Source organism: Mycobacterium sp. (assembly GCF_036273375.1).
Taxonomy (GTDB): domain Bacteria; phylum Actinomycetota; class Actinomycetes; order Mycobacteriales; family Mycobacteriaceae; genus Mycobacterium.
This window is the reverse complement of the sequence record NZ_DASUHS010000192.1, coordinates 23486-44404: the sequence shown is the minus strand read 5'-3', so window position 1 is coordinate 44404 and position 20919 is coordinate 23486. Positions and strand designations below refer to the sequence as shown.

The window sequence follows — 20919 nt, the reverse complement described above, 5'->3', positions numbered from 1 at the left end:
ACATGGCCCGGCACTTCTTATATGTATGACCGCGAAGCTGTCGATCGCGGTTGCGGCTCAGCCGCGGCGTCCGCAGACCGGCCAAGCGCCGATGCCCTGCGAATGCAGCACGTTCTCGGCGACCCGGATCTGCTCCTCGCGGCTCGCGCCGGACGGGGAGCCCGACCCACCGTTGGCGTGCCAGGTGCTCGGGGTGAACTGCAGGCCACCGGAGAAGCCGTTACCGGTGCTGATCCCCCAGTTGCCACCCGACTCGCACTGCGCGATGGCATCCCAGTTCACGCTGTACGCCCGGTGGACGGGAGGAGGCGGGACGTCCGGGCCAGGCGGCGAAGCGTCCGGAGCCGGCGGCGGCGGAGCGTCCGGAGCCGGGCCGGCGGCCGGCGCGTTCGGGTCGAAGCCCGCCGGTACCTCTTCCGCGTGAGCGGCGGCCGACGGGATGGTCACGAGCGTGCCCGTGACCGCGGCAAGAATGAGCGTCTTTCGGACGTTCTTCAAGTTTGTTCCTTTCGCGGTGCGCGCGCCAAAGCAAGCCCACGGATGTGGGCTGAAGCTGTCTGGTTGATGCCTGCTTTGAAACGTGCCGTCTGGGTCAGGCACGGCAGCGGCGGGCCAAGTCTGCCCGGCGGGTGTTACCCACCGACCACGGTCGGGCTTTCGCCGTCCGTGGCGCCGCTCGCACGCGGGTCCGTGGATTCAATTATCTGATTACTCTTCCGTAACCCGTTGTGGGCTAACAGGGACCGTAGAGAACCTTGGCGCGTTCGTCATCTTGAGGAATCGGCTATCTCGTTTCGGTAACGGGCCGATCACAGCGCAGCAGCGGGAACATTTACGCAGGTCATTGCGGCCTTTCTGGAATCAGCGCTCGGCTGGATCAGCCAAACAAATGGTGAGCCGAATCACTGGTGTTTTGTGAGCTGGCGCACGTTATTCGCGGCGCTGCGCCCGATTAGCCAGCGCTTCAACGGATCCGAATCCTTAACCGAGAGCCGGCACAGAGTACCGCATGTTCCGCACACTTCAAGATTCCCAAGCAACGCAGCGAACAAGAGGGCCGAGCGGTATCGCGATTCCGCTGTGCACCAGCATAATTCGCTAGCAAGCCATCGTGCGTCGCAGGATCTTTTATACGACAGCGGGCGCCCGATGTATTGCCCTGATCAGCAACGGTTCTCACTCAATCAGGCTCGGCTGCAACGGCTTTCAATCACATCCGCCGAAGTTGAGTATTTCCATGGGAGCGGCCTAGCACCGCCAATTTGGAGTGACCTATCTGCGTGGGCGAAACATGTTCGCCGCAACCGATTTTGCTGAAAAGGCAGATGTTTCCTTGGCAGAGCCCGACTGTAATGCGCCACCCGACTCGGTAGAGGCTCTGATACACGCTTCAAATCACTGCCGCCGCAACAGATCATGCCGCGGCCGTCGAGCTTTTGGACTGCTCGACGGCGCCTCGACATTGCGGAAACTGTGCAATGAATATTCCGGAAATAACCGAAGTGGCTGAAGCCGCATTTCCAGTGCGACTTATTAGTGGCGCCGAATTCCGACTAAGTAAAGCCCGCCGAGCCGACCGCCCAGCGCCCGGCCTTCAGCTCCGGGACTGCGCCAGAGCGAGCAGGTCGCTCTCCGTATTGACGTTGGCCAGGAAGCGCGATTCCGGCAGCACGATCTGCTGCGCGTCCGACGCGTCGATCAAGGCACGCATCGAGCGGGCGCCGCCGGAGACCAGGCCGTCGATCCGCTCGGCCAGATCGGTGCGGTACACCGCGGCCAGGTAGTGGCTGTGACCGTCCCACGGCAGCACAATCTCGGCGTTGGTCTCGGTCGCCAGGTGCACCAGGTCGTCGATCAATTCCGCAGACAGAAGCGGCATGTCGACGGCGCAGACGAACGCATACCGGGCACCCGCCTCCGCGGCCGCCCGCAGCCCACGTCCGGTCGCCGGAAGCGGGCCCTGGCCGCGCACCTCGTCGCGGATGACTTTCGCCCGCACGGCCGGCAACGGTTGCCCCGGCGCGGCCACCACGAAAACCGGCTCACAGCGCTGCGCTATCACCCCTGCGACGTATTCGAGGAGCGTGGCGGCACCTCCAGGACCGGGCAGGGTGGCCTTGTCGCGGCCCATGCGCCGCGATTCACCGCCGGCCAGCACTATCCCTGCTAGCGACCCGGCCTTCTCCACTGTGTTGGGTTTCGGATCGCCCACGTCAGTCGACGGTCCAGGTGTCGCGCCCGCGCAACAGCGATTGCAGCGCGGCGGAGTCGAACGGCTTCGCCGACTGGGCCGCCTGGACCTGCGAGCGTGCCGCGTCGTCGTAGGTGGGCCGGCTGATGTTGCGGAAGATCCCCAGCACGGTGTGTTCCAGGTTCTGGTCCGACAACCGCGACAGGGCGAAGGCGTAGGCCGAGTTATCGCTGTGCGCGTCGTGCACCACGATCTCGTCGACCGACACGTCGGCCGTCTTGGCCACATCCAGCCCGAAGCCCGACTTCACCACGCAGTATTCGCCGTTGGCGCCGAACACAATTGGCTCGCCGTGGCGGACGTTGATGACCCGCTCCTCGGCGCCTTCCTTGCGCAGCGCATCGAACGAGCCGTCGTTGAAGATCGGGCAGTCCTGCAGGATCTCGACCACCGCAGCGCCACGGTGCCCGGCGGCGGCGCGCAACACCTCGGTCAGCCCGGCGCGGTCGGAGTCCAGCGCGCGACCGACGAAGGTCGCCTCGGCGCCCAGCGCCAACGACACCGGGTTGAACGGCTGATCGAGCGATCCCATCGGTGTCGACTTGGTGACCTTACCGATCTCCGACGTCGGCGAGTACTGGCCCTTCGTCAGGCCGTAGATCCGGTTGTTGAACAGCAGGATGGTGATGTTGACGTTGCGGCGCAGCGCGTGGATCAGGTGGTTGCCGCCGATCGACAGCGCGTCGCCGTCGCCGGTGACCACCCACACCGAGAGGTCTTCGCGGGCCAGCGCCAGACCGGTCGCGATGGCCGGCGCGCGGCCGTGGATGGAGTGGAACCCGTAGGTCTCAAGGTAATAGGGGAACCGGCTCGAGCAGCCGATACCGCTGATGAAGACGATGTTCTCGCGGCGCAGTCCCAGTTCGGGCAGGAATTGGCGGATGGTGTTGAGGATGACGTAGTCACCGCATCCCGGGCACCAACGCACCTCCTGGTCGCTGGTGAAGTCCTTGGCCTTCTGCGGCTGGTCCGTACTCGGGACCCCGTCGTTTTTGGTCAGCCTCGGAGTCACCCCGAGGTCCGTGCCAACCAGGTCGGTCATTCGCTAGCTCCCGCCCCAACCGTTGCTGCCGCCATTCTGGCGACCATCGCCTTGTCTTGCTCGATTTCCGCCAGCGTGCCGCCCAGCGCGGCGCGGATGATGCGCCCGATCTCATCGGCGAGGAACGCGACACCCTGGACCTTGGTGACGGATTGCACGTCGACCAGATACTTGCCCCGCAGCACCAGCGCCAGCTGACCCAGGTTCATCTCCGGGCACACCACCATCGGGTAGCGCCGCAGCACGTCGCCGAGGTTCGGCGGGAAGGGGCTGAGGTGGCGCAGGTGCGCGTGGGCGACCTTGATCCCCTTGCGCCGCGCACGTCGGCAGGCCTCGCCGATCGGACCGTACGAGCTGCCCCACCCGAGCAGCAGCAGCTCGGCGTCCCCGGTCGGGTCGTCGACCTCCAGCTCGGGCACGGCGATGCCGTCGATCTTGGCCTGGCGGATGCGCACCATGAGGTCGTGATTGACCGGCTCGTAGGAGATGTTTCCCGAGCCGTTCGCCGCTTCCAGGCCACCGATGCGGTGCTCGAGCCCGGGCGTGCCCGGCACGGCGAATTGCCGGGCGAGCGTTTCCGGGTCGCGGTTGTACGGCTGGAAAGGTTCGTCGGGTTTGGCGAAGGTGTGCGTGATCGGCTGCAGCGACCCGACGTCCGGGATGCGCCACGGCTCCGAGCCGTTGGCGATTGCGCCGTCGGACAACACGATCACCGGCGTGTGATACGACACCGCGATCCGCACCGCCTCGATGGCGGTCTGGAAGCAGTCGGACGGCGACCGCGGCGCCACCACCGCCACCGGGGACTCCCCATTGCGGCCGTACAACGCCTGCAGCAGGTCGGCCTGCTCGGTCTTGGTGGGCAGCCCCGTCGACGGGCCGCCCCGCTGAACGTCGATCACCAGCAACGGCAGCTCGGTCATCACCGCGAGGCCCAACGCCTCCGACTTCAGCGAAATCCCCGGTCCCGACGTGCTGGTCACGCCGAGGGCACCGCCGTAGGAGGCGCCGATCGCCGCGCAGATGCCGCCGATCTCGTCCTCGGCCTGGAAGGTGATGACGTTGAAGTTCTTGTGCTTGGACAGCTCGTGCAGGATGTCGGACGCCGGCGTGATCGGGTAGCTGCCGAGCATGACCGGAATGTCCGCCAGCCGGCCGGCCGCCACGATGCCGTACGCCAGCGCGGTGTTGCCCGAGATCTGGCGGTATTCGCCCGACGGCAGGGTCGCCCGGGACACCTCGTAGGTGGTGCCGAAAGCCTCGGTCGTCTCGCCGTAGTTCCAGCCCGCCTTCAGCGCGAGCACGTTCGCCTCCGCGATGTCGGGCTTCCGGGCGAACTTCTCCCGGATGAATTTCTCGCTGGCCTCGATCGGCCGCCCGTACATCCACGACAACAGGCCAAGGGCGAACATGTTCTTGGCGCGCTGGCCGTCCTTCTTCGACGCTCCGATCGTCTCGACAGCCCCGAGCGTCAGCGTGGTCATCGCGACGGAATGCACCACGTAGTCCGATAACTCGTCGGTCTCGAGCGGGTTGGTTACGTAGCCCACCTTGGTCAGGTTCCGCTTGGTGAACTCGTCGGAGTTAGCGATCACCATTCCACCGCGGGGCAGGTCACCGATATTGGCTTTGAGTGCAGCGGGATTCATCGCGACGAGAACGTCGGGCCGGTCGCCGGCGGTCAGGATGTCGTAATCGGCGATCTGAATTTGGAAGGACGAGACGCCGGGCAGGGTGCCTGCAGGGGCACGGATCTCGGCGGGGTAGTTGGGCTGGGTTGCCAAGTCGTTGCCGAAAAGCGCTGCCTCGGATGTGAATCGGTCTCCGGTGAGCTGCATGCCGTCGCCGGAGTCCCCGGCGAAGCGAATGACGACTTGTTCGAGGCGCTGACGGGCGGATCCGTTGGGGGTAGCCCCATTGTGTGAGTCTGACCCGGCTCCGCTGCCGTTCGGATCCACGTCGTTGCCCTCCACTTTGTTCACCGGACACACACTCCGCCGACGTCCCAGGTTACGCGCCATTGGAGCGGTCTCAGCGCACACGCGCTTCATGTCACTGCTGGTATCAATTATGGCATTTCTTTGAGGGTTGCATGGCCGTCCCTTATACGTCCCATAAGGCCGTTTTGTCGGCAAAACACGAAGTCGCTGACGGCTACTGGCGAGTACGGAACCAAACTGTGTTGTTGGTCACGTCTTGCCCGTTAACTACCGTCGTCCATACCGTGTCCGCCTCCGGCTGCCGCGGTTCCGGCGCCGGATTTTGTCGGCGCCGTTTCCGGCATTGCGATCAGATAGAGCATGAAGCCGGCCGCGGCGAGAGCACCTAAGAAGACGAACGCGGCGTTGTAGCCGGCCGCGACAACGATCGAGCCCGCTACAAGGTTCGATACCGCGGCGCCGATGCCGGTCGCGGCCGTTACCGCCCCCAAACTGATGTTGAATCGACCGGTTCCGTGCGTCACATCCTGCACGACCAGGGGAAACAGAGCACCGAACACGCCGGCTCCGACGCCGTCGAACAGTTGCACACTGACCAGCCAGTAGGAGTTCTCGGAGCACGTGTAGAGGAATCCGCGGGCGGCCAGGACGGCGAATCCGGCCAGAAAGATCGGCTTTCGCCCCCACGAATCGGCCTTGGCCCCCGCGACGTACGCCACCGGAACCATTACGACCTGCGCGGCCACGATGCAGCCCGCCATCAGGGCGGTCCCGACGTCTTTGTTGTGCAGCGCCAGGCGCTGACCGACCAGCGGCAGCATGGCCGCATTGGCGAAATGGAACGCGATGACCGTCACGGCGAAGATCATCAGCCGCCGATTGCCCAGCAGCGCGGTCAGCCGGGACGGAGTTTGGTGCGGTTCCCCGGGAAGATGGTCCATGCCGCGGGCTACGTCGTGGTCGATCGCGTCACCCGGAACCCAAAGTGTCGCAACCACGCTGGCAGCCGCCATGCCGGCCAGCACCCAAAACACCACCACCGGTCCGCAAACATAGGCCAGGCCGCCGGTGATCGCTGCGGCGCAGGCGTTCCCGGCGTGATTGAACGACTCGTTGCGTCCGATCCGCCGCGAGAAGCGCCGGGAGCCGACAAGTCCCAGGGTGATGGCGGCCAATGCGGGAGCGAAAACGGATCCGGCGATTCCGGTGATTGCTTGCAGTACCGAGATCGAATAGAACCCGGGGAACAACGGCATCGCCAACGACGCCGCGGTGATCGTCAGCGCGCCGCCGATGATCAGCGCCCGCTTGGCCGTGCTCCTATCCACCAAGGCACCGGCCGGACCCTGGGCAACGATCGCCCCGATGCCGCCGACCGCCATGACGAACCCGATCGACTGCTGATCCCAGTGATGGGTCAGCAGCAGGTAGATGGACAGGTACGGACCCAAGCCGTCACGAACGTCGGCCAGCAGGAAATTCAGCAGGTCCAGGCCGTGCGCAAGACGCCGGGGAACGGCGTCGCTCGGGATGCCGGTGCGCTCCAGGATCTAGTTAGGCGCTCTTGTCCCGACGCTCCGAACGCGACGGCTTGCGCGGCACGATCGTCGGCAACACGTTGTCCTGGACGGTCTCCTTGGTCACCACAACCTTGGCGACGTCGTCGCGGCTCGGGATGTCATACATCACGGGCAGCAAGACCTCTTCCATGATGGCCCGCAGGCCACGAGCCCCGGTGCCGCGGTGGATCGCCTGGTCGGCGATCGCTTCCAGGGAGTCGTCGCTGAACTCGAGCTCCACATTGTCCATCTCGAAGAGCCGTGTGTACTGCTTGACCAGCGCGTTCTTCGGCTCGGACAAGATTTTGACCAACGACTCCCGGTCCAGGTTGGTGACCGAGGCGATCACCGGCAGTCGGCCGATGAACTCGGGGATCAGGCCGAACTTGATCAGGTCTTCGGGCATCACTTCGGCGAAATGATCGGTGGTGTCGATCTCGGCCTTGGAGCGCACCTCGGCGCCGAAGCCCAGACCGCGCTTGCCGACGCGCTCGTAGATGATCTTCTCCAGGCCCGCGAACGCCCCGGCGACGATGAACAGCACGTTGGTGGTGTCGATCTGGATGAACTCTTGGTGCGGATGCTTGCGGCCACCCTGCGGAGGGACCGAGGCCTGGGTCCCCTCCAGGATCTTCAGCAGGGCCTGCTGGACGCCTTCTCCGGAGACGTCGCGGGTGATCGACGGGTTCTCGCTCTTGCGGGCGATCTTGTCGACCTCGTCGATGTAGATGATGCCGGTCTCGGCGCGCTTGACGTCGTAGTCGGCGGCCTGGATCAGCTTGAGCAAGATGTTCTCGACGTCCTCACCCACGTAACCGGCTTCGGTCAGGGCGGTTGCGTCGGCGATGGCGAACGGGACGTTGAGCATTTTGGCGAGCGTTTGGGCCAGGTAGGTCTTGCCGCAACCCGTCGGTCCGAGCATCAGGATGTTGGACTTGGTCAGCTCCACCGGCTCGTGCCGCGAGTCCCGGCCCTTTTCACCGGCCTGAATCCGCTTGTAGTGGTTGTAAACGGCCACGGCCAGCGTCCGCTTGGCGGTGTCCTGGCCGATCACGTATCCCTCGAGGAACTCCCGGATCTCGATCGGCTTGGGGAGTTCATCAAGCTTCACGTCGTCGGCGTCGGCGAGCTCCTCTTCGATGATCTCGTTGCAGAGATCGATGCATTCGTCGCAGATGTACACGCCGGGGCCAGCAATGAGCTTCTTGACCTGCTTCTGGCTCTTCCCGCAAAACGAGCACTTCAGCAGGTCACCGCCGTCTCCGATGCGCGCCATGGTGCTGAGGGCCTACTTCCTATTCGCCGTTGGTCTTGCCTGTCGCCGCATGTATTTACCGACGCTACCCGTTTGATCGGGCCCGACGCGACCATAAGGGCCGAATCGCGTCGGTGGTATTCATGCATGTCCGTATGGATGAAACATATAGCCAGACTGTGCCCGTCACTCGCGTAAGACGCGCTTGCGTGTCTTTGGCGTGTCGCGGTCGTAACGCGGCCGAGGCCGACCGGCCTACGACCTCGCTTCCGGTGGAAGTGCCAACCCAACGCCAGATCATCACGCGAGGCCTGGGCGGACCCCCAAGAAATCACCCTACAGTGGCGACGTGGGTTTGGCTGTGGGCTTCGAATGGCCCAGCGGATCCGTGCTGCTCGACGGCGGTTTGGCCACCGAGCTCGAAGCGCGCGGCCATGACCTCTCCGATCCGTTGTGGTCGGCGAGGCTGCTCGCGGACGCTCCGCAAGACGTCACCGCCGTGCACGCCGCCTACTTTCGCGCCGGGGCCACGATCGCGACGACAGCCAGCTATCAGGCGTCGTTCGAGGGTTTCGCCACTCGCGGGTTCGATCGCCGAGAGACCGCCGGGCTGTTGCGCCGCAGCGTCGAGCTCGCGAAGGCGGCGCGGGACGAAGTCGGCGTCGACGGCCTCCTCGTCGCCGCCTCGATCGGTCCGTACGGCGCGGCGCTGGCCGACGGATCGGAATACCGCGGACGCTACGGCCTGTCGATAGCGGCCTTGGCGCGCTGGCATCGACCACGGTTGGAGGCCCTGGCCGACGCCGGCGCGGACGTGCTCGCGTGCGAAACCGTGCCCGACGTCGACGAAGCGCAGGCCCTCGTCGAGCTGGTGCGCTCGGTCGGGAGGCCGGCCTGGCTGAGCTACACCGTCGACGGGGAGCTGACCCGCGCCGGGCAACCGCTGGCCGACGCGTTCGCGGTGGCGGCCGGCGTCGATGAGATCGTCGCGATCGGGGTGAACTGCTGCGCGCCCGACGACGTGTTGCCCGCCATTGCGACCGCAGCGGCCGTCGGGAAGCCCGTCATCGTCTACCCGAACAGCGGCGAGCGCTGGGACGCGTTGGGGCGCAGCTGGATCGGTCCCTCGCGGTTCAGCGCGGACCTCGCGGCCCAATGGGCCGCGGCCGGGGCCCGGATCGTCGGCGGATGCTGCCGGGTCGGGCCCGCCGATATAGCTGAACTTCGCCGAGGACGCTAGGCGGATTGCGCCGAAAGCTTCCGGTACTCCAGCACGGTGTCGATGATCCCGTAATCCTTGGCCTCTTCGGCGGTCAGGATCTTGTCCCGGTCGGTGTCCTTGCGGACCGTCGTGGCGTCCTTGCCGGTGTGGCGGGCCAGCGTGGTCTCCATCAGCGTGCGCATCCGCTCGATCTCGGCGGCCTGAATCTCTAGGTCGGAGAACTGCCCCTGGATCACGCCCTGCAGCGACGGCTGGTGGATGAGCACCCGGGCGTTGGGCAGCGCCATGCGCTTGCCCGGCGTCCCGGCGGCCAGCAGCACCGCCGCCGCCGAGGCGGCCTGACCGAGGCAAACCGTCTGGATGTCGGCGCGCACGTACTGCATGGTGTCGTAAATCGCCATCAGCGAGGTGAATCCGCCACCGGGCGAGTTGATGTACATGGTGATGTCGCGGTCGGGGTCCAGCGACTCGAGCACCAACAGCTGCGCCATGATGTCGTTCGCCGACGCGTCGTCGACCTGGACCCCGAGGAAGATGATGCGCTCCTCGAACAGCTTGTTGTAGGGATTGGACTCCTTGATCCCAAAGCTGGAGTGCTCGACGAACGACGGCAGGATGTAGCGCGCCTGGGGCTGGGTTTCGGGGTTCACTGGGCTTCTCCATTGGTGATGTGGGCGGCGCGGGTGATGATGTGGTCGACGAAGCCGTATTCCAGGGCTTCCGGCGCGGTGAACCAGCGGTCGCGATCGGAATCGGCCTCGATGCGCTCGATCGACTGGCCGGTGAATTCGGCGTTGAGCCGGAACATCTCTTTCTTGATGACCGTGAACTGCTCGGCCTGGATGGCGATGTCGGCCGCGCTGCCGGTCACCCCGCCGAGCGGCTGGTGCATCAGGATGCGGGCGTGCGGCAGCGCGTAGCGCTTGCCCTTGGTGCCGGCGGCCAACAAGAACTCACCCATCGAGGCGGCCATGCCCATGGCATAGGTGGCGATGTCGCACGGCGCCAGCACCATGGTGTCGTAGATCGCCATTCCGGCGCTGATCGATCCGCCGGGTGAATTGATGTATAGCGAAATGTCCTTTGTGGCGTCCTCGGCGGCGAGCAGCAGAATCTGTGCGCACAGCCGATTGGCGATTTCGTCGCTCACCTCCGAACCCAGGAAGATGATGCGCTCGGACAGCAAGCGCTCATAGACCGAGTCCGTAAGGTTGAGACCCTGCGAGTTTGAACGCATGTCAGTCACGACTGGGTTACCTGCTTTCTCGAGATCTGTATTCACGACACTAACCAACCGAGCCCGCTGTTTCGCGGCCGCGCACCCCTGAAACGGGCGCGTTCGCTCACAGCTTCATAGCGCGGTCACTCCCCCGCGTCGGCCTCGTCGGATTCGCCGGCGTCAGCCTCGCCAACCGGCTCGGCCTCGTCGCCCGCTGAGCCCTTGCCGAAGAATTCACTGGTGTCGATGGCGTTTCCGGCGGTATCGGTGACGGTCGCCGCCCGGATCACCTCGGCGATGGCCAGCGCTCGGCGCACATCGGCGAACATGGCGGGCAGCTGGTTGTTCTCCTGGAGGTAGGCCAACAGCTGCTGGGGCTCGATGCCGTATTGCCGCGACGTAGCCACCAGGCGCTCGGTCAGGTCGTCCTGGCCAACCTGGACCTGTAGCTCGTCGGCCAGAGCGTCCAGCAGCAGCTGCCGTTTGACGTCCGTCTCGGCGGCGGTGCGCGTCTCGGTCTCGAACTCTTCGCGCGACTTGCCCTGCTGGGCCAGCACTTCTTCGAGCTTGGATTCGTCGTGGTCAAGGGTGTGTATCGCGTTGTGCAGGGCGCTATCGACCTGGGCCTTGACGATGGCTTCCGGCAGCGGCACCTCGACCTGCTCGAGCAGCTTGTCGAGGGCGGCCTCGCGAATGGTTTCGGCCTGCTGAGCGCGCTTGGTACGACCGACCTGCTCCCGCAGGTTGGACTTCAGCTCGTCGATGGTGTCGAACTCGCTGGCCAGTTGCGCGAACTCGTCGTCGGGCTCGGGCAGCTCACGTTCCTTGATCGACTTGACCGTGACGGTCACCTGCGCGTCCTTGCCCGCGTGCTCACCGGTCGCCAGCTGCGCGGTGAACTCCTTGGGTTCGTCGACCGACAAACCGATCAGGGCTTCGTCCAGGCCCGCGATGAGCCGGCCCGAGCCGACCTCGTGGGACAGGCCTTGCGCGGCGGCGCCCGGGATCTCTTCGCCGTCGATGGTGGCCGACAGGTCGATCGAGACGAAGTCACCGTCGGCGACGGGTCGGTCCACCCCGGTCAGGGTGCCGAATCGGGCACGCAGAGACTGCAGTTCGGCGTCCACGTCGTCGTCGCTGACCTCGATCGGGTCCACCGAGACCTGGAGCTCGCCGGGGTCCGGCAGGGTGAGCTTGGGGCGGACGTCGACCTCGGCGGTGAAGGCCAGCTCCTCGCCGTACTCCTTCTTGGTGACTTCGATCTCGGGCTGGCCCAACGGGTGCACCTCCGACTCGGCGACGGCCTGCCCGTAGCGCGCGGGCAGCGCCTCGTTGACGACCTGATCGAGCATCGCCTCGCGCCCGAACCTCGCCTCCAGCAACTTCGCCGGCGCTTTGCCCGGCCGGAAGCCGGGCAGTCGCACCTGCCGGGCCAGCTCCTTGTAGGCGCGCTGGAAGTCGGGTTCGAGTTCCGAGAAAGGGACCTCAACGTTGATGCGCACCCGGGTGGGGCTCAACTGCTCGATGGTGCTCTTCACGGGTGTGCTCCTCAGTGCTCGTTCTTTGCTCGTTAGTGGCGTCGGTGCGTCGTGCTCATGGCACGAGCCGGTCGTGCTGGTCGGGGTGACAGGATTTGAACCTGCGGCCTTCCGCTCCCAAAGCGGATGCGCTACCAAGCTGCGCTACACCCCGCGCTGACCTCGATGATCCTAAGGCCCCTCAACACCGGGTTGGCCACGGGCTTCGCAGCAACGTCGCAGACCTCACGGAGCGATCACAAAATCGAGTCGATTAGATTTGATCTTCGCCGCCAGCTACAGTCACGCTCGACTGAATACATGCGGGCGTAGCTCAATGGTAGAGCCCTAGTCTTCCAAACTAGCTACGCGGGTTCGATTCCCGTCGCCCGCTCGGGCTAACTATCTGCTCGATAGAAAGGCGCCATGAGCGACCTGAAGACCGACGCGTCAATCCACGGCTCATGCGCCTCGGACTTCGTCGGCGTTCGCGACGCGTTCGAGCGCAATTTCACGCTCGGCGATGAAGTCGGCGCGGCCGTCGCCGTGTGGGTCGACGGATCTCTGGTCGTCAACCTTTGGGGTGGCTGGGCCGACGCGGCCCGTACCCGCTCGTGGCAGCAGAACACCCTCACCACGGTGTTGTCCGGCACCAAGGGCTTGTCGGCCACCTGCGTGCACCAACTCGCCGACCGCGGGGAGCTGGACCTGGAGGCTCCCGTCGCGCACTACTGGCCCGAGTTCGCCCAGGCGGGCAAACAAGACATCACGCTGGCGATGGTGATGAGCCACCGATCCGGGGTGATCGGCCCGCGCACCCGGATGCGGTGGGAGCAGGTCGCCGACTGGGACTACATCTGCGAACAACTGGCCGCCGCCGAGCCGTGGTGGGTGCCGGGCACCGCGCAGGGCTACCACATGACCACCTTCGGTTTCATCATGGGCGAGGTGTTCCGCCGAGTGACGGGCCGGACCATCGGCCAGTACCTGCGCACCGAGATCGCCGAACCGTTCGGCGCCGACGTCCACATTGGGTTGCCGTTGAGCGAGCAATACCGCTGCGCCGAGCGGGTCAACAAGCCGCACGCCCGCGATCTGCTCGCCGACGCGCAAGCCCCCGGATACCCGACCAGCCTGGCTGAGCACCCGAAGGCGGCGCTGTCCATCTCGATGGGGTTCGCCCCCGATGACGAACTCGGCTCGCACGACCTGAATCTGTGGCGCGAACTCGAGTTCCCCGGCACCAACGGGCAGGTCTCGGCGCTGGGATTGGCGACGTTCTACAACGCGCTCGCTCAGGAGAAGGTGCTCAGCCGGGAGCACATGGACCTGGTGCGGGTCTGCCGCGGCGGGCTGGACACCGATCTGGTGCTGGGGCCGCGGGTCGCCGACCACGGATGGGGTCTGGGTTACATGCTCAACCAGCGGTGCGTCAACGGACCTAACCCCCGGATCTTCGGCCACGGCGGACTGGGCGGCTCGTTCGGATTCGTCGACCTGGAGCACCGCATCGGCTATGCCTACGTGGCGAATCACTTCGACCCCACCAAGGCCAACGCGGATCCGCGCAGCCTGGTCCTGTCCAACGCGGTCTACGCGGTACTCGGCATTACCTAAAGATCGCCTCGGCGGGATGCGTGGAGTGCGAGCCACTCCAACCTGGTTCGCACCCGATCAGTCGTCGAACGAGATCAGCGTTGCCAACCTTCGCCAGGTCCGTGATCGTAAGGACCCCGGTCGTATGGTCCGTGGTCGTACGGTCCGCGATCGTACGGTCCTCGGTCGTACCCCCCGGGCCCGCCAAAGTCACGATGGTGGTCGTCGCCGTCGATGTCGCGGTGGCGGTCGTCGTGGCAGTTGAACGCGTCCCAGTTCGGACCCCACCCCGGGTCATAGAACTGGCCGGGGCACCAGTGGTAGACCGGGAAAGGTGTGGGTTGTGCCTGCGCGATCGCGGCACCGGCTGCACCCAAGCCCATGGCAGCGGCGCCGGCAAAAATCATTGCGGCTAAACGCGGAAGGGTTCTCATCGCGACGGGGTACCCAGCCCACCTGAGTCGAAACTATAGACGCCAGCGTTCCTTGCTGACAGTTTCCTGTCAACTTGAGCCTGTCACTAACGAACTGCGAGTTTGGGGCTCAGTCATTTTTGGCATGTCGGGCACCAGAAGACATTTCGGCCCTCCAGCACCGTCGTGCGGATCGGATCGCCCGACACCCGGCAGGGTTCGCCGGTACGCCGATAGACGTAGGTACGGGGTCGATCCGGCCGATACGACGGCGCGCCGTGATCGTGTTCGGGCCGCACCACGATGATCTTGCCCCGACGCAATCCGACCTTCATCAGCGCGACCAGATCGGTCCAGGCCGCGTCAAACTCGTCCTCGCCGACGTCGCGGCCGGGCCGGAACGGGTCGATCTGATGGCGGAACAGTAACTCGCTGCGATAGACGTTGCCCACGCCGGCCATCACAGTCTGATCCATCAGCAGCGCACCAATGGGCCTGCGGGACTTGGCAATCCGTTTCCACGCCAACGACGGATCGGCGTCGCTGCGCAGCGGGTCGGGGCCCAGCCTGGCCAGGACGTCGCTGACCTGGCCTTCGTCGATGACTTCGCACACCGTCGGGCCACGCAGGTCGGTGCCGTGGTCGGCGCCGATCATGCGCATCCGCACCTGCCCGACCGCCTCGGGTAACAACCCGTCGCCGGGCCGTTCCCACTCCGTGAAGGCGCCGTACAGCCCGAGATGCACGTGCACGATCGGGCCGCCGGTGTAGTGGTGGAACAGGTGTTTGCCCCACGCGCTGGTGCGCTGCAGCACCCGCCCGTCGACCACCGCGGCCGAGTCAGCGAAGCGGCCCTGTGGGCTGGACACCGCGACGGGGGTGCCGGCGTAACGGCGTTGGTGCAGCCGGGCCAGCCGGTGCAGGGTATGCCCTTCGGGCACGCGCAGACCCTTCTGGCGTCAACCCGCCGCGCCGGGCACCGGCGGGGCTTGGTGGGTGCGTTCGTATTCGGCGAGTATGTCGATACGTCGTTGGTGGCGTTCGGCTTTCGACCACGGCGTGGTCAGGAAGGCGTCGACGAAGGCCAGCGCCTCGGCCACGGTGTGCATGCGACCGCCGATGCCGATCAGTTGGGCGTTGTTGTGTTCCCGGGCCAGCGTGGCCGTTTCGACGCTCCAGGCCAGCGCGCAGCGGGCTCCGGGCACCTTGTTAGCGGCGATCTGCTCGCCGTTGCCCGACCCGCCCAGCACGATGCCCAGGCTGTCCGGGTCGGCCACCGTGCGTGTCGCGGCGGCGATGCAGAAGGCCGGGTAGTCGTCTTCGGCGTCGTAGCTGAAGGCGCCGCAATCGATCGGCTCGTGCCCGGATTTGGTGAGGTGCTCGATGATCTGCTGCTTGAGCTCGAATCCGGCGTGGTCAGAGCCGAGGTAGACGCGCATGCCCGCAATCCTTACACAGCCACTCGCCAAGCCGGCGGCGACGATGGCATGCCCGGCAGCGCCCCACCGATCTAGTCGAATTCGGGCTTCTCGTTGCGGCTGCGCTTGAGCTCGAAGAAGTGCGGATAGGACGCGAATGCCACCGAGGCGTCCCACAGGGTGCCCGCTTCCTCACCGCGCGGGATCTTGGAGAGCACTGGCCCGAAGAACGCCACATCGTTGACGTGGATGGTCGGGGTGCCGACGTCGTCGCCCACCGCGTCCATGCCGGCGTGGTGGCTCTTGCGCAGCGCCTCGTCGTACTCGTCGCTGTTCGCGGCCTCCGCCAACTCGGACGGCAAGCCGACCTCGGCCAGCGACTGCTTGATGACGTCGTCCAGGTCTTTGTTGCCCTCGTTGTGAATCTGGGTGCCCATCGCGGTGTACAGCGGCGCGAGCACCTCCGCGCCGTGGGCCTGCTCGGCGGCGATCGCCACCCGCACCGGACCGAAGGCCTTCGACAACCGTTCGCGGTATTCGTCAGGCAGACCCTCGCGGTTTTCGTTGAGCACCGCCAGGCTCATCACGTGGAAGTTGACGTCGATGTCGCGAACCTTCTCCACCTCGAGGATCCAGCGCGAGGTGATCCACGCCCACGGACACAGCGGATCGAACCAGAAATCGGCTTTGTTCTTCGCGGCGGCGGTATCAGGCATGGTGGATCCTTTCGTCGTTTAAAAGTCTGATCTGCACAACCGTAGGCGTCTGCGTCCTGTTCCCGATTTGCGCGACCCGTAAGTTGGACATGTGGCTCTCCCCAACCTCACCCGCGAACAAGCCGTCGAGCGCGCCGCCCTGATCACCGTCGCCAGCTATCAGATCGACCTCGATCTCACCGACGGTTCCGGCGCTCCCGGCGAACGGACCTTCCGCTCCGTCACCACGGTGGTGTTCGACGCGCTTGCCGGCGCCGACTCGGTCATCGACATCGCCGCCGATACCATCCGCAGCGCCACGCTCAACGGGCGCGATCTGGACGTCTCCGGCTACGACGAGTCGACCGGTATCCCGCTGCGCGGGCTGGCCGATCGCAACGTCGTCGTGGTCGATGCGGACTGCCGCTACTCCAACACCGGTGAGGGTCTGCATCGATTCGTCGACCCGGTCGACAACGAGACCTACCTGTACTCGCAGTTCGAAACCGCCGACGCCAAGCGCATGTTCGCGTGCTTCGACCAGCCCGACCTGAAGGCGACGTTCGACGTGCGGGTGACAGCGCCCACGCATTGGAAGGTGATCTCCAACGGCATGACGGTGTCGGTGAACGACGGCCTGCACACCTTTGCCACCACGCCGCAGATGAGCACCTATCTGGTCGCCTTGATCGCCGGGCCATACGCCGAGTGGAACGACTCCTACACCGACGAGCACGGCGAGATCCCGCTGGGCATCTTCTGCCGGTCCTCGCTGGCCCAACACATGGACGCCGAGCGGCTGTTCACCCAGACCAAGCAGGGATTTGGCTTCTACCACAAGAACTTTGGCATGCCCTACGCATTCGGGAAATACGATCAGCTGTTCGTCCCCGAATTCAACGCCGGCGCAATGGAAAACGCCGGCGCGGTGACTTTCCTCGAGGACTACGTCTTTCGTAGCAAGGTCACCCGGGCCTCCTACGAGCGGCGCGCCGAGACCGTGCTGCACGAGATGGCGCACATGTGGTTCGGAGACCTGGTGACCATGGCGTGGTGGGACGATTTATGGCTGAACGAGTCGTTCGCAACCTTCGCATCGGTGCTGTGCCAAAGCGAGGCAACCGAATTCACCGAGGCCTGGACGACTTTCGCGACGGTCGAGAAGTCGTGGGCCTACCGCCAGGATCAGTTGCCCTCGACGCACCCGATCGCCGCCGACATCCCCGACCTGGCCGCGGTCGAGGTGAACTTCGACGGCATCACCTATGCCAAGGGCGCTTCGGTGCTCAAGCAGCTCGTCGCCTATGTCGGGCTGGAGCACTTCCTGGCCGGGCTGCGCGATTACTTCCGCGCCCACGCCTTCGGCAACGCCACGTTCGACGATCTGGTCGCCGCGCTGGAGCAGGCGTCCGGACGCGATCTGTCCGACTGGGGTCAGCAGTGGCTGAAAACGACCGGACTGAACACGTTGCGGCCGGAGTTCGATGTCGACAGCAACGGCAAGTTCACCCGGTTCGCCGTGACCCAGAGCGGTGCCGCCCCGGGTGCCGGCGAGACCCGCGTGCACCGGCTGGCGGTCGGGATCTACGACGACGACGGAACCGGGAAGCTGACGCGGGTGCACCGCGAGGAACTCGATGTCGAGGGCCCTGTCTCGGAAGTTCCCGCGCTGGTTGGTGTTTCGCGAGGCCAGCTGGTGCTGGTCAATGACGACGACCTGACGTATTGCTCGTTGCGGCTGGACGCCGAGTCGCTGCGCACCGCGCTGGAGCGCATCGCCGACATCGCCGACCCGCTGCCGCGGTCGCTGGTCTGGTCGGCGGCCTGGGAGATGACGCGCGAGGCCGAACTGCGGGCGCGCGACTTCGTGGCCCTGGTCACGGGCGGGGTGCACGCCGAGTCCGAGGTGGGAGTGGCACAGCGGCTGTTGCTGCAGGCGCAGACGGCGCTCACGTCGTACGCCGAGCAGGGCTGGGCGCGCGAGCACGGCTGGCCGCAGTTCGCCGACCGGCTGATGGAGTTGGCACGTGTCGCGCAGCCCGGCTCGGATCACCAGCTCGCCTTCGTGAACACCCTGTGCTCGTCGGTGCTGTCGGCCGGTCATGTTGCCACGCTGGCGGCCCTGCTCGACCGCGACCCCGCCGAATCGGGGCTGGCCGGCCTCGAAATCGACACGGACCTGCGGTGGCGGATCGTGACGGCGCTGGCCACCGCGGGCGAGGTCGACGCCGACGGGCCCGCGACACCGTTCATCGATGCCGAGATTCAGCGCGACCCGACCGCCGCCGGCAAGCGCCACGGCGCCCAGGCCGCGACGGCTCGACCCCAGTTGCAGGTCAAGGACGCAGCGTGGACGGCGGTGGTCGAGGACGACACCCTGGCGAACATCACCGCCCGTTCGATCATCGGGGGCATCGCTCCGCCCGGGCAGGCCGAGTTGCTCAAGCCGTTCACCGCGCGCTATTTCGAGGCGATTTCCGGAGTCTGGGCGCGCCGGTCCAGCGAAGTGGCCCAGACCGTCGTGATCGGCCTGTACCCGCACTGGGACATCAGCGACGACGGCGTCGCCGCCGCGGACAAGTTCCTGTCCGATCCACAGGTGCCGGCCGCGTTGCGACGCCTCGTGCTCGAGGGCCAGGCCGGGGTGAAGCGTTCGTTGCGGGCGCGCCGATTCGACGCCGGCGAGGGCTCGGCCCCAACGGCAGAGCTAACCGGCTAGGCCGATGGTGGCGACCCGCTGCGCCCGGCTACGCCCCGCTTGCGATCGCCACTCGGCCGATGGTGGCGACCCGCTGCGCCCGGCTACGCCCCGCTTGCGATCGCCACTAGGCCGGCGAAATCCCGGCGCTCAGCACACGAATCGCGCTGACCAGGCCGTCGACCAGGTCGCCCCGCTCGAACGCCGAAGACGCGGCGGCGACGCCAAGCGGTGCGGCCGACTCGGCGCCGCGGCCACGAACCTGCGTGCCGTAGACCACCTCGATGACCTTCTGGTCGGGCGAGACGGCCAGCAGCACCGCGTTGTCCGGCGTCGGCACGTCGGCCAGGATCTCGCGGGCCCGCGCGGCGGTGTCGGTGCCCAGGTCGCCCAGATAGATCGCGAAGCGCGTCTTGGACGCCCGGGAGCCGAACTTCAGCGCATCGTCCACGGCGACCAGGTCTTTGGTCGAAAACGGGAAATGCACCGACAGTTCGCCCGGCTCGGTGACGCCGGAGATCCGTCCGCTCGTGGTGATCACCGAGCCGTGGGGCAGCTCCGTGGGTTCCTTGGTCGCTACCTCACCACGTGCCACTGGCGCCACCTCCGACCGAGAATTCCGACGTACCGTGCCCACCATGTCCGCCGTGGGCGTGGCCGACGTCTTCGCCAGTCGCGGCCCACAGGATCGGCGGGTGCGTCCACTCCTCGCCCAACTTGTATGCCGCTGGGTGCGGTCCCTTGTGGGACCAGATCAGCACCGATAGCGCAATCACCAGCAACAGAGGTATTCCGACGATGAACAGGTGGACATGCATAGGACTCACGACGCAAACCGTATCCCACGAAGCGCGCTACCGGCGCGACCGGACACCAGATTGTCGATCAGGCCGCGCCCTCGCCGAGATACCGGGCCCAAGCCGGATCCAGCTCCTTGACCGTCGACAGCAGCCGCCAGTGCTGCCCGGTCGGCGGCAGCGGGGGACGGCGTAGCGCCCAGCCAAGCTCGCTGAGCAGCTTGTCGCCCTTGCGGTGGTTGCAGGTCGAGCAGCACGCGACGCAGTTCTCCCAGGAATGGTCACCGCCGCGGCTGCGGGGCAGCACGTGGTCGACGGTGTCCGCCTTCGCCCCGCAATAGGCGCAGCAGAACCGGTCGCGGTGCATCAGCGCGGCGCGGGTCATCGGGACGCGCGCCCGGTAAGGGACGCGGACGTAAGACCGCAGCTGGATCACGGAGGGCACCACGATCGAGCTGGTCGCCGAGTGGATGACGGGGCCGGCCGGATCGTGGTGGACCACGTCGGCCTTTCCGCAGATCACCATGACGATCGCGCGACGCATCGGCAGCGCGGTCAGCGGCTCATAGGTGGAATTGAGCAGCAGGACGCGCCGGCGACTCCAGATGGAAGCGCCCTCCGAGCGGACGGGCGGATGGATCTCAACACTATGCAGCGACGACACGGTTGTGGGTCCGGTTAACCCTGCCGCGGCTACCTGACTGCGGTGGCTGCGGCGTCTCTTGCCCTGCGCCATAGATCCTCCGCGAACAGTCCACCATGATTCATCGCCAATCGCACCCTATCGCAGGTGAACGCCGTGTCGACCCGGTGAATACCAGACATGGGGCCGGGCCGCCTCCGCTTAGCGCCGCAAGGATGCACCACAATGGACGGCGATGGATCAGGTAACAGAGTCCTTCTACGACGCGGTCGGCGGTGCCGAGACTTTCCACGCGATCGTGTCCCGCTTTTACGCGCAGGTTCCCGAAGACGAGATCCTGCGTGAGCTGTATCCGCTGGACGATCTCGAGGGCGCGGAGGAACGCTTGCGGATGTTCCTCGAGCAGTACTGGGGCGGCCCGCGCACCTACTCCAACCGGCGCGGACACCCCCGGTTGCGGATGCGTCACGTGCCCTTCCGGATCACTCCCCTGGCGCGTGACGCGTGGCTGCGGTGCATGCACACGGCGGTCGCGTCGATCGATTCGCAGACGCTCGACGACGAGCACCGTCGCGAGTTGCTCAACTACTTGGAAATGGCTGCCGACTCACTCGTCAATTCGCCGTTGTAGATACCTCGTAACCGAACGGAGCA

20 protein-coding genes and 2 tRNA genes are annotated in these 20919 nt (G+C 66.0%); 5 read left to right on the top strand and 17 right to left on the bottom strand.

Annotated features, from left to right (window positions below; genetic code table 11):
* Window positions 1-57: 57 nt before the first annotated feature.
* The 6 genes from VFW69_RS17830 to clpX all read right to left on the bottom strand — a co-directional run bounded on the left by VFW69_RS17830 (window position 58) and on the right by clpX (window position 8068).
* On the bottom strand, window positions 58-498 hold the full coding sequence (locus VFW69_RS17830) for a transglycosylase family protein (RefSeq protein ID WP_526502988.1): 441 nt from the start codon (window positions 496-498) through the stop codon (window positions 58-60).
* A gap of 1096 nt (window positions 499-1594) precedes the next feature.
* On the bottom strand, window positions 1595-2212 hold the full coding sequence (gene mobA / locus VFW69_RS17825) for a molybdenum cofactor guanylyltransferase (protein ID WP_526502986.1): 618 nt from the start codon (window positions 2210-2212) through the stop codon (window positions 1595-1597).
* A 1-nt stretch (window position 2213) separates the two neighbouring features.
* Complete coding sequence (locus VFW69_RS17820) at window positions 2214-3293, bottom strand: thiamine pyrophosphate-dependent enzyme (protein ID WP_526502984.1); 1080 nt, start codon at window positions 3291-3293, stop codon at window positions 2214-2216.
* Complete coding sequence (locus tag VFW69_RS17815) at window positions 3290-5251, bottom strand: 2-oxoacid:acceptor oxidoreductase subunit alpha (RefSeq protein ID WP_526503000.1); 1962 nt, start codon at window positions 5249-5251, stop codon at window positions 3290-3292. Before VFW69_RS17815 ends, VFW69_RS17820 begins: the two co-directional genes overlap by 4 nt.
* 245 nt (window positions 5252-5496) lie before the next feature.
* Window positions 5497-6765, bottom strand: coding sequence for an MFS transporter (locus tag VFW69_RS17810; RefSeq protein WP_526502998.1), 1269 nt, complete (start codon window positions 6763-6765; stop codon window positions 5497-5499).
* A 22-nt stretch (window positions 6766-6787) separates the two neighbouring features.
* Window positions 6788-8068 (bottom strand): ATP-dependent Clp protease ATP-binding subunit ClpX, encoded by a 1281-nt coding sequence (gene clpX / locus VFW69_RS17805; protein ID WP_526502982.1) that lies wholly within the window; start codon window positions 8066-8068, stop codon window positions 6788-6790.
* Window positions 8069-8396: 328 nt separating this feature from the next.
* On the opposite strand from clpX, the gene mmuM reads away from it, so the two are divergent.
* Window positions 8397-9287, top strand: coding sequence for a homocysteine S-methyltransferase (gene mmuM, locus VFW69_RS17800; protein ID WP_526502980.1), 891 nt, complete (start codon window positions 8397-8399; stop codon window positions 9285-9287).
* On the opposite strand, the gene clpP2 is transcribed toward mmuM, so the two are convergent.
* The 4 genes from clpP2 to VFW69_RS17780 all read right to left on the bottom strand — a co-directional run bounded on the left by clpP2 (window position 9284) and on the right by VFW69_RS17780 (window position 12180).
* Window positions 9284-9919, bottom strand: coding sequence for an ATP-dependent CLP protease proteolytic subunit ClpP2 (gene clpP2 / locus VFW69_RS17795; protein ID WP_526502978.1), 636 nt, complete (start codon window positions 9917-9919; stop codon window positions 9284-9286). The genes mmuM and clpP2 overlap by 4 nt on opposite strands.
* Window positions 9916-10506 carry an ATP-dependent CLP protease proteolytic subunit ClpP1 gene (clpP1, locus tag VFW69_RS17790; protein WP_293047785.1) on the bottom strand — a complete coding sequence of 197 codons (591 nt, stop codon included), beginning with the start codon at window positions 10504-10506 and terminating at the stop codon, window positions 9916-9918. The genes clpP2 and clpP1 overlap by 4 nt, the downstream gene beginning before the upstream one ends.
* Before the next feature lie 125 nt (window positions 10507-10631).
* Window positions 10632-12026: a trigger factor gene (tig, locus tag VFW69_RS17785; RefSeq protein WP_526502976.1), complete on the bottom strand. Its 1395-nt coding sequence runs from the start codon at window positions 12024-12026 to the stop codon at window positions 10632-10634.
* Between the two features lie 77 nt (window positions 12027-12103).
* A tRNA-Pro gene (locus VFW69_RS17780) sits at window positions 12104-12180 on the bottom strand.
* 148 nt (window positions 12181-12328) lie between these two features.
* Between VFW69_RS17780 and VFW69_RS17775 the strand changes: the two genes are divergently transcribed.
* Window positions 12329-12399: transfer RNA gene (locus VFW69_RS17775), tRNA-Gly, on the top strand.
* 32 nt (window positions 12400-12431) lie between these two features.
* Window positions 12432-13622 carry a serine hydrolase domain-containing protein gene (locus tag VFW69_RS17770; protein ID WP_526502974.1) on the top strand — a complete coding sequence of 397 codons (1191 nt, stop codon included), beginning with the start codon at window positions 12432-12434 and terminating at the stop codon, window positions 13620-13622.
* Window positions 13623-13696: 74 nt separating this feature from the next.
* Here the strand turns inward: VFW69_RS17770 and VFW69_RS17765 are convergent, their stop codons facing one another.
* The 4 genes from VFW69_RS17765 to VFW69_RS17750 form a co-directional block, all read right to left on the bottom strand.
* The gene (locus VFW69_RS17765) at window positions 13697-13984 is read right to left on the bottom strand and encodes an Mtp family mycobacterial-type pilin (protein WP_526502972.1); all 288 of its coding nucleotides are present in this window, start codon (window positions 13982-13984) and stop codon (window positions 13697-13699) included.
* Window positions 13985-14148: 164 nt separating this feature from the next.
* Window positions 14149-14955: an Fpg/Nei family DNA glycosylase gene (locus VFW69_RS17760; RefSeq protein ID WP_526502970.1), complete on the bottom strand. Its 807-nt coding sequence runs from the start codon at window positions 14953-14955 to the stop codon at window positions 14149-14151.
* An 18-nt stretch (window positions 14956-14973) separates the two neighbouring features.
* A complete protein-coding gene (locus tag VFW69_RS17755; protein ID WP_526502968.1) occupies window positions 14974-15453 on the bottom strand; it encodes a ribose-5-phosphate isomerase in 480 nt (159 codons plus the stop codon).
* Window positions 15454-15524: 71 nt separating this feature from the next.
* A complete protein-coding gene (locus VFW69_RS17750) occupies window positions 15525-16148 on the bottom strand; it encodes a mycothiol-dependent nitroreductase Rv2466c family protein (RefSeq protein WP_526502966.1) in 624 nt (207 codons plus the stop codon).
* Between the two features lie 91 nt (window positions 16149-16239).
* On the opposite strand from VFW69_RS17750, the gene pepN reads away from it, so the two are divergent.
* Window positions 16240-18846 carry an aminopeptidase N gene (pepN, locus tag VFW69_RS17745; RefSeq protein ID WP_526502964.1) on the top strand — a complete coding sequence of 869 codons (2607 nt, stop codon included), beginning with the start codon at window positions 16240-16242 and terminating at the stop codon, window positions 18844-18846.
* 106 nt (window positions 18847-18952) lie between these two features.
* On the opposite strand, the gene VFW69_RS17740 is transcribed toward pepN, so the two are convergent.
* From VFW69_RS17740 to VFW69_RS17730, 3 genes are all read right to left on the bottom strand, one after another.
* The gene (locus VFW69_RS17740; protein ID WP_526502962.1) at window positions 18953-19420 is read right to left on the bottom strand and encodes a DUF5130 family protein; all 468 of its coding nucleotides are present in this window, start codon (window positions 19418-19420) and stop codon (window positions 18953-18955) included.
* A complete protein-coding gene (gene ctaJ / locus VFW69_RS17735; RefSeq protein ID WP_526502995.1) occupies window positions 19407-19643 on the bottom strand; it encodes an aa3-type cytochrome oxidase subunit CtaJ in 237 nt (78 codons plus the stop codon). Before ctaJ ends, VFW69_RS17740 begins: the two co-directional genes overlap by 14 nt.
* Window positions 19644-19710: 67 nt before the next feature.
* Window positions 19711-20358 (bottom strand): HNH endonuclease signature motif containing protein, encoded by a 648-nt coding sequence (locus VFW69_RS17730; RefSeq protein ID WP_526502960.1) that lies wholly within the window; start codon window positions 20356-20358, stop codon window positions 19711-19713.
* Between the two features lie 142 nt (window positions 20359-20500).
* Here VFW69_RS17730 and VFW69_RS17725 point away from each other — a divergent pair, with 142 nt between their 5' ends.
* Entirely contained in the window at window positions 20501-20896 is a 396-nt protein-coding gene (locus tag VFW69_RS17725) for a globin (RefSeq protein WP_526502958.1), read from the top strand.
* Window positions 20897-20919: the final 23 nt, after the last annotated feature.

Coding starts and splice junctions, on each gene's coding strand:
- ctaJ (WP_526502995.1), bottom strand. CDS start 19,643: ATGCATGTCCACCTGTTCATCGTCGGAATACCTCTGTTGCTGGTGATT.
- clpP1 (WP_293047785.1), bottom strand. CDS start 10,506: ATGCGTTCAAACTCGCAGGGTCTCAACCTTACGGACTCGGTCTATGAG.
- VFW69_RS17770 (WP_526502974.1), top strand. CDS start 12,432: ATGAGCGACCTGAAGACCGACGCGTCAATCCACGGCTCATGCGCCTCG.
- VFW69_RS17725 (WP_526502958.1), top strand. CDS start 20,501: ATGGATCAGGTAACAGAGTCCTTCTACGACGCGGTCGGCGGTGCCGAG.
- clpX (WP_526502982.1), bottom strand. CDS start 8,068: ATGGCGCGCATCGGAGACGGCGGTGACCTGCTGAAGTGCTCGTTTTGC.
- VFW69_RS17730 (WP_526502960.1), bottom strand. CDS start 20,358: ATGGCGCAGGGCAAGAGACGCCGCAGCCACCGCAGTCAGGTAGCCGCG.
- VFW69_RS17755 (WP_526502968.1), bottom strand. CDS start 15,453: ATGCGCGTCTACCTCGGCTCTGACCACGCCGGATTCGAGCTCAAGCAG.
- VFW69_RS17765 (WP_526502972.1), bottom strand. CDS start 13,984: ATGGGCTTGGGTGCAGCCGGTGCCGCGATCGCGCAGGCACAACCCACA.
- VFW69_RS17750 (WP_526502966.1), bottom strand. CDS start 16,148: ATGCCTGATACCGCCGCCGCGAAGAACAAAGCCGATTTCTGGTTCGAT.
- VFW69_RS17820 (WP_526502984.1), bottom strand. CDS start 3,293: ATGACCGACCTGGTTGGCACGGACCTCGGGGTGACTCCGAGGCTGACC.